The 15,255-nt window shown below is 39.5% G+C and carries 10 protein-coding genes and 1 pseudogene; 4 read left to right on the top strand and 7 right to left on the bottom strand.

Annotation, left to right across the window (positions count from 1 at the left end; all coding sequences use genetic code 11):
* Positions 1 to 56 precede the first annotated feature (56 nt).
* From ACXYMT_RS09345 to ACXYMT_RS09325, 5 genes and pseudogenes are all read right to left on the bottom strand, one after another.
* Positions 57 to 1,451, bottom strand: a complete 1,395-nt coding sequence (locus ACXYMT_RS09345) for a nucleotide sugar dehydrogenase (RefSeq protein ID WP_459058810.1) — start codon at positions 1,449 to 1,451, stop codon at positions 57 to 59.
* A 128-nt stretch (positions 1,452 to 1,579) separates the two neighbouring features.
* Complete coding sequence (locus tag ACXYMT_RS09340; protein ID WP_459058809.1) at positions 1,580 to 2,911, bottom strand: nucleotide sugar dehydrogenase; 1,332 nt, start codon at positions 2,909 to 2,911, stop codon at positions 1,580 to 1,582.
* Between the two features lie 341 nt (positions 2,912 to 3,252).
* Positions 3,253 to 3,450 (bottom strand): annotated as a pseudogene (locus ACXYMT_RS09335) (four helix bundle protein); the annotation flags it as partial.
* 85 nt (positions 3,451 to 3,535) lie between these two features.
* The gene (locus tag ACXYMT_RS09330; RefSeq protein WP_459058808.1) at positions 3,536 to 4,543 is read right to left on the bottom strand and encodes an SDR family oxidoreductase; all 1,008 of its coding nucleotides are present in this window, start codon (positions 4,541 to 4,543) and stop codon (positions 3,536 to 3,538) included.
* An 85-nt stretch (positions 4,544 to 4,628) separates the two neighbouring features.
* Complete coding sequence (locus tag ACXYMT_RS09325; RefSeq protein WP_459058807.1) at positions 4,629 to 5,642, bottom strand: LacI family DNA-binding transcriptional regulator; 1,014 nt, start codon at positions 5,640 to 5,642, stop codon at positions 4,629 to 4,631.
* Between the two features lie 375 nt (positions 5,643 to 6,017).
* On the opposite strand from ACXYMT_RS09325, the gene ACXYMT_RS09320 reads away from it, so the two are divergent.
* From ACXYMT_RS09320 to ACXYMT_RS09310, 3 genes are all read left to right on the top strand, one after another.
* On the top strand, positions 6,018 to 6,305 hold the full coding sequence (locus tag ACXYMT_RS09320; protein WP_459058806.1) for a phosphoribosylpyrophosphate synthetase: 288 nt from the start codon (positions 6,018 to 6,020) through the stop codon (positions 6,303 to 6,305).
* 74 nt (positions 6,306 to 6,379) lie between these two features.
* A complete protein-coding gene (locus ACXYMT_RS09315) occupies positions 6,380 to 6,871 on the top strand; it encodes a Dps family protein (RefSeq protein WP_459058805.1) in 492 nt (163 codons plus the stop codon).
* Between the two features lie 5 nt (positions 6,872 to 6,876).
* Positions 6,877 to 7,770, top strand: a complete 894-nt coding sequence (locus tag ACXYMT_RS09310; RefSeq protein WP_459058804.1) for a mechanosensitive ion channel family protein — start codon at positions 6,877 to 6,879, stop codon at positions 7,768 to 7,770.
* Positions 7,771 to 7,852: 82 nt separating this feature from the next.
* Here ACXYMT_RS09310 and ACXYMT_RS09305 read toward each other — a convergent pair whose 3' ends face one another.
* Positions 7,853 to 11,575, bottom strand: a complete 3,723-nt coding sequence (locus ACXYMT_RS09305; protein ID WP_459058803.1) for a metallophosphoesterase — start codon at positions 11,573 to 11,575, stop codon at positions 7,853 to 7,855.
* Between the two features lie 56 nt (positions 11,576 to 11,631).
* Here ACXYMT_RS09305 and ACXYMT_RS09300 point away from each other — a divergent pair, with 56 nt between their 5' ends.
* Positions 11,632 to 12,822 carry a Pycsar system effector family protein gene (locus tag ACXYMT_RS09300; protein ID WP_459058802.1) on the top strand — a complete coding sequence of 397 codons (1,191 nt, stop codon included), beginning with the start codon at positions 11,632 to 11,634 and terminating at the stop codon, positions 12,820 to 12,822.
* Here ACXYMT_RS09300 and ACXYMT_RS09295 read toward each other — a convergent pair.
* Complete coding sequence (locus tag ACXYMT_RS09295; RefSeq protein WP_459058801.1) at positions 12,742 to 15,189, bottom strand: GAF domain-containing protein; 2,448 nt, start codon at positions 15,187 to 15,189, stop codon at positions 12,742 to 12,744. The two genes, ACXYMT_RS09300 and ACXYMT_RS09295, sit on opposite strands and share 81 nt — an antisense overlap.
* Positions 15,190 to 15,255: the final 66 nt, after the last annotated feature.

The raw sequence follows: 15,255 nt of genomic DNA, 5'->3' as shown, positions 1-15,255 counted from the left end.
CAAGGCTAGCAAACGTCTTTTATAAAGATCCGTGAAATCCGCTATAATCCGCCTAATCAGTTTCCGATAGCATAGAATTCAAATCCAATTTCCTTTTTGGTCTTTGGCTCCAGTAATCTTCTACCATCGAACAAGAAAGCAGGTTTTAGCATTTGGTCATAGAGCTTTTGCCAGTCCAGTTCTTTAAATTCGTCCCATTCAGTAAGTACGGCAATAGCGTGTGCATCTTCACAAGCTTTGTATGGAGAATTTACCACAGTTACAGCCTGTCGGTTGGCATCTCCGCTGCGGGTGCCCAGATAATCGAGATCTGAATAAATCTGCTCTTCGGTTACTTTTGGATCATATACCACTATTTCAGCCTGTTCGTTCAGCAGATAATCTGCTACATAAATTGCTGCCGATTCACGTGTATCGTTAGTGTCCTTTTTAAATGCCCAGCCGAGTAAGGCAATCTTTTTACCCGCCACCGTGTTGTACATAGATTGCACCATATTGGCTGCGAAGCGTCTTTTTTGATGATCATTCATGATGATCACCTGCTCCCAGTAATCAGCTACCTCCTGAAGGTTATAAGTTCTGGCGATGTACACGAGGTTAAGGATATCTTTCTGAAAACAAGATCCCCCAAAACCTACAGAAGCCTCCAGAAATTTAGGTCCTACCCTGCTATCCATTCCGACAGCTTTAGCTACTTCATTCACATCGGCTCCTGTCTTTTCACATAATTCTGATATAGCATTAATGGAAGACACTCTCTGAGCCAGAAATGCGTTTGCGGTAAGCTTAGATAATTCGGAAGACCAGACATTGGTAGTCAGGATCTTCTCTTTTGGCACCCAGGAGGCATAAATATTTACAAGGGCATCCATCGCCTTCCGGCCTTCTTTGGTATCCACATCACCACCAATTAACACCCTGTCCGGATTTCGGAGATCCTCAACCGCGGTACCTTCTGCAAGAAATTCAGGGTTGGAAAGGATCTGGTACTTTACTCCATTTCCTGAATTATTCAAAATATTCTTCAAAGCAGCTGCAGTTCTTACCGGAAGAGTGGATTTTTCAATCACAATTTTATCATTCTTAGCTACTGCGGCGATTTGTCGGGCACAAAGTTCAATGTATTTCAAATCGGCAGCCATGCCTTTTCCAATTCCGTAAGTCTTTGTAGGTGTATTGACAGAAATAAAGATCATGTCAGCTTCATCAATTGCCTTATTGACATTTATCGAAAAAAAGAGGTTACGCCCTCTGGCCTCCATTACTATTTCAGAAAGTCCGGGTTCATATATGGGAATCTTCTCTACATCAGGATCATTCCACTGTTTAATCCTCTTTTCGTTAATATCTACAACCGTAACCTTTACTTTCGGACATTTCTGTGCTATAACTGCCATTGTAGGGCCACCAACATAACCGGCACCGATGCAGCATATGTTATTAATTTTCATTTTTTATTAAATTACACGGATTTTAGCTGAATCCGCGGATTTTGAATTATGCTATTCAAATTACAATCCTTAGCCAAAGGTTTTAAAATTGTACTTTCGATACCAAATAAAAAATCACCTATAACTTATTAGAGTTTCTTATCGCATTTTTCCCCCAAGACTCCTTTCACGTCATAAATAACCGTTTGGCCATTTTTAAGCTGATCCAGATCCATATCAAGGAATTCTTTATGAGCGACGGTTAAAACCACAGCTTCAAATTTTTCTTTCGGCAATTCTTTAGTGGTGATTAGACCATATTCATGCTGTACTTCTTCAGGATCGGCCAATGGATCATAAATGGTGACATTGGTGCCATATTCCTTCAGGTTCTTAATTACATCTACTACTTTAGTGTTTCTCACATCCGGACAGTTTTCCTTAAAGGTGATTCCCAGAACAAGAATATTTGCTCCTTTAACTTTCTGATCATTCTGAAGCATAAGCTTCACAACTTCTGAAGCCACATACTGTCCCATAGAGTCATTCATTCTCCTTCCCGCCAGAATGATCTCAGGATGGTAGCCGATCTCCTGGGCTTTTTGTGCCAGGTAGTATGGATCCACACCTATACAATGTCCGCCAACCAATCCGGGCTTAAAAGGAAGAAAATTCCATTTGGTACCGGCCGCTTCAAGAACATCCTGGGTATCGATGTCCATCATATTAAAGATTTTAGCCAACTCGTTAACAAAGGCAATATTTATGTCTCGTTGAGAGTTTTCGATCACCTTAGCTGCTTCTGCCACCTTTATGGTAGGTGCAAGGTGAGTACCTGCAGTAATGACTGAAGAATACAGCTCATCTACCTTCTTACCAACCTCCGGAGTGGATCCTGCAGTAACTTTAAGTATTTTTTCTACCGTGTGTTCCTTGTCTCCGGGATTGATCCTTTCAGGAGAGTAACCGACAAAGAAATCTTCATTAAATTTTAATCCACTTGCCTTTTCGAGTACGGGAACACACTCATCTTCTGTGGCTCCAGGAAAAACAGTTGATTCATAGATCACTATATCCCCTTTCTTCAGCACCTTGCCTACAGATTCACTACTCTTATACAATGGAGTGAGATCTGGTCTGTTATTTTTATCTACCGGAGTAGGAACTGTTATGACATAATAGTTACAGTGCCTGATATCCTCCAAATTGGTTGTACAGAAGAGTCCTTTGTCATCAGGTAAAAAATTTACCAACACTTCCTTTAATATAGAATTTTCCACCTCAAGGGTCGTATCCTGCCCCCTTTTTAGCTCTTTTACTCTTCGCACATTTATGTCAAATCCCACAACAGGATATTTTGTGGCAAAAAGACGGGCTAATGGAAGTCCGACATATCCTAAACCTACAACCGCTATTTTAGGAGTGGGGGACGTGGAGACTTGGGGATTTTGGGAGTTTTCATTTGTATTTGAAGGATTCATTGTATGATATTTATATTTTTGTTCTGTTATAACTAGTTGTCCTAATGTCCTACTGGAGGACTCAGGGAGTGGGTGATTGGGTGATTGGGTAACTGATAAAAATAAAAATTCTCATGAGATGGATCTCTAAAAATTTAAATACTATTCTCCAAGTCTCCTCTTCTCCAAATCTTCTTTTCTCCCAGTCTCCTTATCTCTAAATCTCTTTTTTAAAGTGTCTATTTATCCGGATTAATAATCATAGTGACTATCATTCCGAGAATGCTGTTATATTCTGCAAATATGGCAGCATGTTCTTTTTCATTAATATAATTACAGGCCAAAGCGTAGTCCAGCCATACCTAAGTCTCTGCTGCTTCACCTTCTGAATCTGATAATTTAGCAACAAAAGCTTTTCCATATCTGCGCTTTAGCCAAGCTTCAGTTAAATTTCCGGAAACAGACCTCGAAGGTCTCCTAATTTGGTCAGTAAAAGAATAGGTTTTCTCTTTCGGAAATTTCCTCGACAATTCATACATCTTCATTCCAGCCTCGAACGAAAGCTGATTTACCCCTTATGTGTCTTTATCTTTTCCATTTTTATCAAACTGTTTTAAGCTCCCCGTCGCTTTTATTCCTCGTCACCTAGTCTCCTCGGCCCAAATTCTCCCAATACCAATCTACAGCCTCTTTCAAGCCGGCTTCAATTTTATACTGGGGCTCATAATTCAATAAATTTTTGGCTTTTTCTACGGAAGCCAATGAGTGAGGAATATCCCCCGGCCGATTTGGTCCGTGTTTCACCTCTACATTAGCTATTTCAGAATCGTACTCTGAAAGATATTTCTTCAGGAGTTGCGTTAGTTCTTTGAGATTTGTCCTATCTCCTACTGCAGTATTATAAACCTGATTTAGTGCTTCTTTATTATCTGTAGTCAAAGCGAGCAGGTTCATCTGGATCACATTATCAATATAAGTAAAATCCCTGGAATAAGTTCCGTCCCCGTTGATCACCGGACTCTCATTCTTCATGAACTGAATTACGAACTTAGGGATCACAGCGGCATATGCTCCATGTGGATCTTGCTTTCTTCCGAAGACATTAAAATACCTTAAGCCTATGGTATCAATTCCATACGTCTTATGAAAGATATCAGCATACATTTCATTTACATATTTAGTAATAGCGTAAGGTGAAAGCGGCTTTCCTATCTTATCTTCTACTTTGGGCAGGGCTTCAGAATCTCCGTAAGTTGAAGAACTGGCAGCATAGACAAAACGTTTCACCCCTTCGTCTTTTGCAGCAACCAGCATGTTCACAAAACCTGAAATATTTACGTCGTTACTGGTGATAGGATCATTGATAGATCGGGGTACAGAACCAAGTGCTGCCTCATGTAACACATAATCCACCCCTTTTACGGCCTTTTTACAATCCTCCAGATTCCGGATATCGCCTTCTATTAAGGTAAAATTGGGATTCTCTTCAATGGCAGAAAGATTTTCTCTTTTTCCTGTAGCGAAGTTGTCGAGACAAATAACTCTGGCATTTAGGTCCAGAAGAGCCTCACATAGGTTGGATCCAATAAACCCGGCACCACCGGTAACTAACACTTTAGAAGAACTAAGCAATTCAAATTGTTTGCTGTTCATTTAATAAAATTTGATTTGGTTTAAAAATTGCCTGCAAAGGTAAAAGATTCAAAGGAGGTAAATATTAATTTCCTCTTAAAGAAGCTCACTTTTCGGGAAATTGGGTGGATTCAAGATGAACTACCTTTGTATCCATTATGTACTTTTCTTTAGGACCGGTAAGTTTTTTATTAATTCTTCCGATCAAAACTTCCATGGCTTTTTCTCCTATCTTATCAGGAGTCTGATCTACATAGCTTACCGACGGAGTCAGGTATTTTGCCAGTCCGCCGCGAATAAATCCAATGATCTTCACATCTTCAGGTATTCTAAGGCCATTCTCATAGGCAAGCCGATATGTCAACATTGTACTGTCAAAATCACTGCACAAAACAGCCTCTACCTTATCTTCCAGCAACATCTTCAATGTTTTTTCTGTCAGGCTTTCAAGTTTAGCAGAATTGGCTATATAAAACTTATAATCGCTCCCCAGAGCTTCTTTATATCCATTGATCCTTGCTTTTCCCACTCCCATATGGTGAATGGAAGTAGCAATTCCTATCCTTTGAACTCCTTTTGCCTGAAGATCCTTGGTAGCATCATAAAAAACCTTGTGGTCATCTATGCCCACTTTATCTACCGGCATATCAAAATCTATTCTATCATAAAGCACTACCGGGATATCAAACTGAATAATATTGTTAATGTGATCAAAATCCTTTTTCCTTTGTGATTCCTCTGCAATTGCAATCAAAACGCCATCTACAAAACCCGAGGTTAACATTTCCGACATATGCTTTTCTCTTTCGTGAGATTCATTGGAAATATATGTTATCACCTGTAAACCCTCCTGTTGTGCCTTTGCCTCCATTCCGGAAAGTACTTTTGCAAAAAAGGAATTTGCAATGTTAGGAATGAGGACTCCAATTGTTCCGCTTTTACTACTTTTTAAATTAACGGCCGTAGGATTAGGACGGTACTTATGTAACGCGGCAAGCTCCTTGACTCTTTCAATTGTTTTAGGACTAATTTCCGGACTGTCATTTAAAGCTTTGGAAACTGTAGAAACGGAGACATTCAGTAATTTTGCCAGTTCCTTTAAGGTAATTCTGGATTTCATTTATACTAGAATCTAAGGATTAGACACAAATGTACTAAAGAGCGGGTAATCTCTGGACTTCCGGCTTTAAACTTCTTTAATAATTTATTAATTTTTCGAATAAAAGAAGAAATGAAATTTTTAGGCAGCTCTTGGTTTTATGTTATTGCGGCAGTAATTACAATAATTGGCTTGGTTACAGGATGGTATTTCTTTTTTCTGCTCGTTATTCCGTTTGGCTTAGTCAATTTTGGAAAAAAGGACAAGGAAGATTGAAGTTAAATAATTACTAAAGAACGTCGGTTGCCTTGCAAAGACGCTTCGACAGACGTAATTTATACCAAACCAAAACTGAGAATAATGAAACAAAAAGGAACTCTATCTCAAACCCTAAATATGCTACGAACGGAAGAAGGTTATTCTGAAGATTTCAATCTCCTGGATGAAGAGTTGAAATCTGTGGAAGAAAGAAAAAAATTCCTCTCCCAGGACTTCGTTGTTGATGAAGTCTATAGATTTGAAGGACCTTCTAACCCGGGCGATGAAGCAACCCTTTATGCTATTACTACCTCTTCAGGAAGAAAAGGTGTTCTGGTAGATGGATATAACTATACCTCCGGACAAATTTCTGAAGAACTACTGGATAAACTGGATCTAAAAGGGAATCGGCCTATTTCAGATTAGGAAACTTCTGCTTGGAATTACAAGCTTCATATTGTATCTTTGAATACAAATCAAAAAAACCATAACTAAAAACTATGAGCTACTTAGGATTAGACGCAAAAGAGACATCAAATACAGTTCAGGAGCTAAATGTTCTTTTAGCCGATTATCACCTATATTATCAAAAACTTCGCAATTACCACTGGAATGTTATTGGAAAGAACTTCTTTGATCTTCATGAGAAGTTTGAGGAACTTTATGACGACGCAAAGGTAAAAATCGATGAAATTGCTGAGCGTATACTTACACTTCGTTATCAGCCAACAAGTAATCTCAGTGATTACTTAAAAAAATCAAATCTGAAAGAATCGAAATCTGATCTTACAGATTCCGAAATGATCGGAAACCTCCTGGATGACCATGGAACAATCTTGAAGCAAATGCGTAAGGTTGTCGAGGTGGCCGATAAAGGAGGAGATGAAGGTACAATAGATCTTATTGGAGCCTACATCAGGGAGCTGGAAAAGACAAGCTGGATGCTGGATGCCTGGAAAATGAAAACAGCAGAACAGCACAAGCCGGTATAGATTAGATGTCGGATCAATTTAATATAAAAGATTCCTTTAATGGAATCTCAGGGAAATTAGGCGAATGGCTGGATCAAATGATCCTGGGTTTGCCTAATTTCATTTTAGCGGTTATCGTTTTTATACTCTTTGTCTTTGCCGCTAAATATTTGGGGAAACTATTGGACAGGCTTCTCAGGTTCAAGGTAAGACAGGCTTCAATACGCGAGATCACCATCAAGATCATGAAGGTGGTTGTCATCGCAATCGGGTTTTTCGTTGCACTGGGACTACTTAACCTTAATACGGTCTTGACTTCTGTTCTTGCAGGTGCCGGGGTCGTTGGTTTAGCCGTAGGGCTCGCACTGCAAGGAACCTTAAATAACACTTTTTCGGGTATCTTACTGAGCTTTCTTCCGGAGATCCAGATCGGGGACTGGATCGAGAATAACGGATATGCCGGTAGGGTAGTTGAGATAAACCTTAGGAGTATAGTCATCAAGGAAGCAGATAACAATTATGTCATTATTCCTAACTCCCAGGTCATTGATGCCCCTTTTAAAAATTTTTCACGCACATCCAGATCGCGTATTATGGTAAACTGCGGGGTCGCATATAATTCAGATTTGGAGTTGGTCAAGACTATTACCATAAATACTCTTTCTGAACTATATCCGCAGAAAAAAGGAGAGGAAGTAGAATTCATGTATAATGAATTTGGAGACAGCTCCATCAATTTTGTAGTTCGATTCTGGGCAAATGTTACCTCGAACAGGGACATTCTTATGGCAAAAAGTGCCGCTATTATAGCTATCAAGAAGGTGTATGATGAACATGATGTGAATATCCCCTTTCCAATTCGCACACTGGAATTCAACAACAAATTGAATATCCAGAAGCCTTCTTCTGAAGGAGAGTAGAAATTTTATACCTCTTAAAAAAGGCAAAAAAAGAACCCCCTCCGGAAATGCCGGAAGGGGTTTTTCTTTTAACAATTAATATTTAGAAATTCATTCCCAGACTAAAGCTGAAGCGAGGCTTCTCTCCGCCGGTAAAGAGGTTGACCTTAGCCGAAACGGCTTCGGCACCCGTGATCCAAAAACCTCCACCATAACTGTCATGCCACAAATTACTGTCTTCGCCATCAAGCCAGACCCGCCCAACATCATAACCTCCAAAAATGCCGATTTGCACCGGGAAAAATCTGGTCTTAAAACTGTCAAAACTGTAACGCAGATCATTCCCCCATACAAAAGAACTTTCTCCGGCAAATCTTTCCTCTCTGAATCCCCGGAGATTCTCTGCTCCTCCAGCAGTAGCAGCCTGATAGAATTCAAACGAATCCCCAAAGTTTACTTTAGCATCAACTCTGGTATTCAAAACCAATTTCCTGCTTCGAATTACCGATCTGTAAAAACCTAAATATGGATTAATGTAACCGTAGAAATTCTCTGTTTCTCCTGTATTGATTTTACCACCTCCAATTACCTGAAATCTCATTCCATTGGTAGGATTAAGTACATTGTCGTAGCTCTCATATCTAAACGTTCCTTCAAGTCCCGCAAAATAAAGTCGCTCATAAAAGGAGGCATCTTCAGGATAATTTTCAGAAAGAAATCTGTCCTCGGTTTCTTCAATTTGTACTCCCTCGAAAGAAGCAGCAAGTTTATAGAAGCGCCCAAAAGGTGATTCTTTAACGATACCTGCCTCTCCTCCTATCCTGCTTATGCGAACCCGGTTATAATCTTTTCCCAATTCCTCCTCAAAACTTTGTGTTTCATTTCCTAGTCCAAAGAAATTATGCGTGTAGCTGGGGTTGGTAAAGTGTGCTCCAACGAGGAAATTCCATTCCCTAAAGGCATTTGCAAATTCTCCCTGGTACCGAAGGTCAAAACTTTGAGTAGCAAAATAATAACCACCTCTAAACCGGTGTTGTGCAGTAAAAGGATTTCTACGGAAGCCATATTTTGTAAAAGAGGTGCTCAATCCAACTTGAAAACCATCATCAGGATTGTATCCTACGGCAGGGAGTACTGCTGTAGTGGAATATATCTTCCGGTCCTTATCAAACACATTCACCTCATAATTATCTGTAAAGGTAATATCTGCACCATCATTAATTTCCACGGTGTTAGGAAGGGATTTATAGTCATAGACCTTTATATTTTTCCCATTTTTGATCCTGTAGATGTCATTATTTTGTCCGCCAATGATCCTTACCAGGATTTGACTCTTATGATCACCATACACCTCAAACTCATCATCATCATCCAAACCATAAACCCACAGTTCCCTGGTAAACTTTGGATCATAGATCCTTTCACTCACTACATCGGCCTTTTCACCGTCTTTGATCCTGTAAATACCGACCCGGGTTTCTCCTTGCGGCAGTCTTTCAATTTCAACAAGATCATCCTTATCTGTAGCTGAAATTATACCAACCTTCGCAAAATATTTATAATATCGCTCGGTAAGATCTACCAGGTTATTTCTTCTTGCCTTTAAGTTGTTGATGATCCTTTCTGTAGATTCACCAACAGTTTCGGGAGGAAGATTACTAAAAGCTTCCTGCACTACTTCATCTGTGATATTTTCCTGTAAATACCTTGCCTGCTCCAGCCATTGTTCTCTTGTAATATTTTGAATGAGACTTCTATCTAAGCCCACAGCAGCCGAATTGAACCATTCTATATCTTTAATATCTTCATCATAAACAGCAAATTGATTTGCAAATCCCGTCAACCCACGAAGAGTATTAAAGAAAGCCCCGTCAAAATTTGAAAACACCTGGTCCCGATCCCTTGGAATGGGGCGAAATAGCCTGTTCCCGTCGCTATCCTCAAATTCTGCCCATCTCCATTGGTCCTCATGTCTATCCCAGTCTCCTATGAGCATATCAAAAATTCTTGCCCGAACATAGGCCGCCTCATCTAAATTGTATTTCTCATCTCTTCTTAATCTCTCATAAACTCCCGAAGTACTTTGAATGTCATGGTTAGGATTTCCAAAAGTCTCGAGCGTCTTCCAATCTCCTTCGGGTCTCTCTACGATCATATAGAGTTCATCACCATATTCTCTGTTGTAAAGACCTAAAGCTTTTTGCTTTGGAACATAAAACAATTTTGGATTGGTGTGGTAAATTCCTGCTGCTTTAGATAGAGTAGGTATTGCCAGGAAGGCATAAGGATGTGCCGAAGTATAGAAATCCTGTATAACATCTTCGGCAAGCGTATTTTCAAATTTTGTTTCTATAGGTGTATCCTTATAAGCAACCGTCTGTAGAAACTGAACTGCACTTTTCTTTAGTGCCCGCATATTATATTCCCTGCCTAAACTGTCTTTAAGACGAAGAGAACGTGTTTGATGCCCGCCCCCTGCTCTTACAACCTTCAGCCCTCCAAAAAGAGTATCCAGAACTGCTATTTTTGCCTCCACGGGAGTGCCGTAAAGTTCCCTGTACCTGTCCCCCCATACACTTTCGTATACTTCTCCAACTTCTGTTTCATCGGGCTTATATACTGTAGCTTTTACAGTTCGGGGAAAGGATGTTGGTAGAGTGTCTGTAACGAATTCAGGTTGCGCAGCAATAACTTCTTTTTGATAGAGCAGCTTCGGTTTCTTATTCTCGCTACCGTAGAAACTTGCCCAGGTAGAGCCATCTTCAAAGATGTCTAAGGTAACAAAACCCTGACCTGAATATGCAAAAAGTCCGTCATTTCTCAAGCCTACATATGATGCTTTAGAAGCAGATCCAGAAACTATTTGTTTGATTTCGTCATGTTCTATATACTGAAGCGAATGATCATGGCCCGAAACAAAGATCACATTCCCCCACCTACTGGCGATGGTCTCGATCCTTTTTCGCATCCCCTTGTACCTTTCATTCTGAAGATCGGTACTGGTCACTCCTCCTGTCGTTCTAATGAGATTGGCTAAAGAACCTAATAAAGGGAGTGGAAGTTTCCTTTGGGTTGGAAAAATGTGGTCGTTCAAATGAAATTTACCTCCATGAAGCCCGTTGGTGTATAGTGGATGGTGAATTGCGAAAACAACCGTTTTTGTCTGATTCTTTTTTAGCTCGTTATCAATTTCAAGAAACCAGGCTTCCCGGGTCTTAATTTCAGGACAGTCGTCATTTATGGTAGGATGCTCATCCCAATCCTCGAGAAACCACTGAGATTCGGCGATGATCAACTGTATGTTATCGGAAATTTCTATTGAAGTTAATCCGCATCCGGGTTTGGGCAAGTATACATTCTCCTGGTCCAGCTTTTCCTGCAGGTAATCTTCCTGGCGTTTCAAACCAGTTATACCCTGGTTATACCAATCATGGTTACCCGGAATGAAAATGAGTTCCCCATCGTAATTCTCAACGGCATCAATTTGCGCATCAAGCCGGTACTCTCCTATTTCTCTTTCGGGATGGTCTTTGGCTACCAGCCCTTCAGGATATATGTTATCTCCTAAGAATAAGGTATAGTTCCCTATCTGTTTTACAGAATCTATATAGGTCTTAAATGCCAAAAGAGCTTCCGAAGAACCCCCGGGTGGGGAATAACCTGCATCTCCTAATAAATAAAAGGATTTCTCTAATGGCTTATCATGAGGATATTCAAAATTTTCGGTAGGTTCATCTTTCGCGTAATAAAGTTGATTAAGATGGGGAGAACAGCCCGAAATTACCAGAAACACTACCAGTGTTAGAAATATGTTATTTTTTTCCATACAAAATTATTGGGGGGATTTTTTTGTAATTTGGTTTAAAACTTAACCGTACCTGAATGACAACTCTCACCGAGAAAACTGAAAATTTTGTAAAGGATCTATTCAGTAAAAAACTACCTAACACCCTTATCTATCACAACCTAAAGCACACTCAGAGGGTGGTTAAAAGTAGTAAAGAATTAATTGAAAAATCTCAAATTCATGTTAAACAGGAGGAGCCGATATTACTGGCTGCCTGGCTGCATGATACGGGTTATACCGAGGCATATTCAGGTCATGAAGAAAAGAGTGCCGAAATAGCTGAAAAGTGGCTAACAGAACAAAATGCAGACAAGGAACTCATAAATAATGTGAGCCGGCTTATAATGGCAACCAGAATGCGGGCCGAACCACAAGATCTTTCGGAGAAGATCCTTAAAGATGCCGATACTTCTCACCTGGCCAAAGATTATTTTGATGAAACCAGCGAATTTTTAAGACAGGAACTTAAGCTACACAAAATAAAAAACTACAGCCACCAGGAATGGATTCAGCAGAATATTGAACTCTTTACCGAAAAACATGAATATTACACTCCTTATGCCCGTGAGAACTGGCGAGAGCAGAAGGAAAAAAATCTTTACGATCTACTCAATAAAGAAAGAAAGGCTAAAAAGAAGCTGGCTAAAGAAGAAACAAAAGCACGGCTTAAGGTGAAATATAAGGATAAAAGTCCCGACAGGGGAATTCAAACTTTATTTAGGGTGACCATGCGAAATCACCTGAAGTTAAGTGATATTGCAGATGCCAAGGCTAACATCCTCCTCTCTGTCAATGCTATAATTATTTCTCTGGCTATCGCCAACTTCATCCCGGACCTTTCTAATCCAGAAAGTACAAGCACTACGATCATGATACCAACCTTTGTGTTAATGATCTTTAGCGTTGCCTCTATTGTGGGTGCTATAATGTCTACAAGACCAAACGTGACTTCAGGGGAATTCACACGTGAACAGATCAAAAATGGAGAAGTGAATGTGCTTTTCTTCGGTAATTTTCATCGTATGCCTTACGAACAGTTCGAGTGGGCAATGCATGAGATTCTTGACAATCAAACCGATGTTTATGAATCTCTAATGAAGGATCTTTACATGCTAGGAGTTGTTCTTAACCGAAAATATTACCTACTAAGAATTACTTACACCATCTTTATGATAGGAATTATCCTCTCGGTTCTCAGCTTTATCGCTACTTACTACCTTGTTTAATACCTTTTCAAGATCTTCATAGGTGAAAATTTGCTCCTCATGCTTTTCATTCTCGAGGTGATAAAGCACTTCAATTCTAATTGCTTTTAAACCTATAACCCCCTGTACATCCTCCAGCTCAAGCAATTCTACTTTTTCACCCAGGTATTTTTTGGACTGCAGGTATTTAATGTAGCGAAGATATTCTCTTTCATCACTACGGTTGGAATAAACAATTGCGATTTTTCCCTTTTTTGTGACCCTTTCTTCGGTCCCTTTAATAAATGCCTTATCTATCCTCTTCTTAATGATCTCGTATCTGGCATTATAGGTTCCATCGACATCAAATTGTTTTTCATCCATTCTATACCTTATGGAAAGCGTGGTATTATAAACCAGAATGAGAGAAGCCGCTTCAAGCTTTAGAGGCATGTTTTCCTGAATCTGGTAGAAGCGGTTTTCCATTTCACACATAGTGCTCAACTGCCACAAGCGAAGATTATAAAGGTAAACCTGGTCAAAAGGTTTATTCCGGTTATCAACCAAAGAAGCACCAATGTAGATATTATGTTCAACCCCGTCTGTCTTGTACCTTTCAAAATAATGCGGATAGATCCTTTGAGCATCTACTTGTTTGCGGTCAATGTACCTTGCCATTGTTCGGTTGATCTGCTGTACCGCCTCATCATAATTCTTCCGGTGATTATAAATTATACCGGTTTCAGAATTAATATTTTTTTGATATTCCTCTACCTTCTCTTTTAGCTCGGTTGTCTGCTTCTGAATATGCTCCATCACCGGATTAATTTCCCGCTGTAGGAGATTGAATACTTTCTGTTCACTTGAGGTACTGAGACTTTCGGAAAGATCTTCCTCAAATTCTTTGATCCTAAACTTTACCTGCTCATAAATATCAAGTTTTTCCACCTCTTCGGCTTCACAAATGATCTTCTCGATCGACTTTAACTGTTCCAAAAGGTCTTTCTGAATAGCTTCATTCCGGGCTTCCGAGGAAGCTACAATATCAATTTCTCCGTAGAGCGGATAAACATCTTCAAAGGTGATATCTTTAAAAGATGCAAGTCCGTCCTCATCAAGATCTCGAATAAATTTTCTGGCCTCCTTTTCAAAGATCCATAGTACGCTTGGGTGAATAGAAGTACACTCGCTCTGAATTACAGCTTTCACCCGGTTCTCAAATTCTGCCTTACTTCTTTCAACGGCAGTAACAATGTAGGGCAGGATATCTTCCAGCTTAGTTGCATTAATACTATTTAACTTGTTCTTTTCAAAAGACACCAGTTCAAGTATTCCCAACAGAACATTATTTTTAGCAATAGGCGCTAAAATGGCACTTTTAACTCCTTCTTTCTGAAGTGAATTCGTCAAAAGATTTTCTGATGACTTTTGTATAAAGTCCTCAACATTTGGGATGCTAAAGTATTGGTGATCATTGACCAGTTTTTGAAAAGCTTCTTCGTTAAGAGCTCCGCGACAATCAACTCCTTTTTTATCTGTGAGCAGGAAACTGGGAGACCTGTTTCCAATCATTCGTTCAAAGGAAGACTCCTGCTCATTATACATTGTGAACCCCACCCGGAGTTTAGATATCCTGTAAATCGACTTGAAGATCTCCTCAAATTTTTCAATTTCCTCCTTACCCGATGTGTTTCGCTGAAGCAAAGTTGTTTTAAGATCAGAAATAGCATCATCTACAGTGACATCGGTAAGAGTAATAATCGTAAAACCTTTAAAGATCCAGCTTTGGGACGGGAATTTCTTCTTCCATAGCTCTATATCTTCAATATTTTGGATCAATTCATCCACATCCCGGTCTGTAATTTCTTTTGCATTTTCACCCGGTTCTAATTCCATAAAATCGGAATTGAGGTCAATTCTAAAATGCCTTACAATGTCATTCTCATCGGGTATGTCATAATACAAAGGCCTGGAAAAATCAATATCATATCCATAGTGCTTGTTCAGTATTAGAATGCATGCATAGATATAGTCGAGATCGGCATTAAGGTTTCTCATACTCAAAGAAAAATCCTTACCTGCACCTTCCAGGATGCTCCGAAACTTTTGAGTAGAATTGAAAATGACATTGTGAAACGGAATTGAGATCGCTTTAATCTGAATATTTGAGAGGATCTCGGGGAAAAGGTCCTTCATTAGGATCCTAATAGGATCCTTGAGCTTTTTAAGTTCTTCAAAATTTTCAATCCCTTCTTCTAATACCGGAAATGTGGAAATGTATTCAAGCATTTTTTCCAGGTATTCACTGGAGATCTCACTGGTTTCCTTTTCTAGCTGTTGCCGGTACTGCTCAATAATCTTATGGAAACTTATCTTAATATCTAATGGAAACTCCTTTTGATTCTTCATATTTTAAAATTAAAAGAATTTGATGCCGCTGGTTGAGGCCCTCCTTTATATTAACAATAATTTATC

Source organism: Salinimicrobium sp. CAU 1759 (assembly GCF_054482715.1).
The sequence above is the reverse complement of the archived record's forward strand: the minus strand, read 5'-3'. Positions and strand labels throughout refer to the sequence as shown.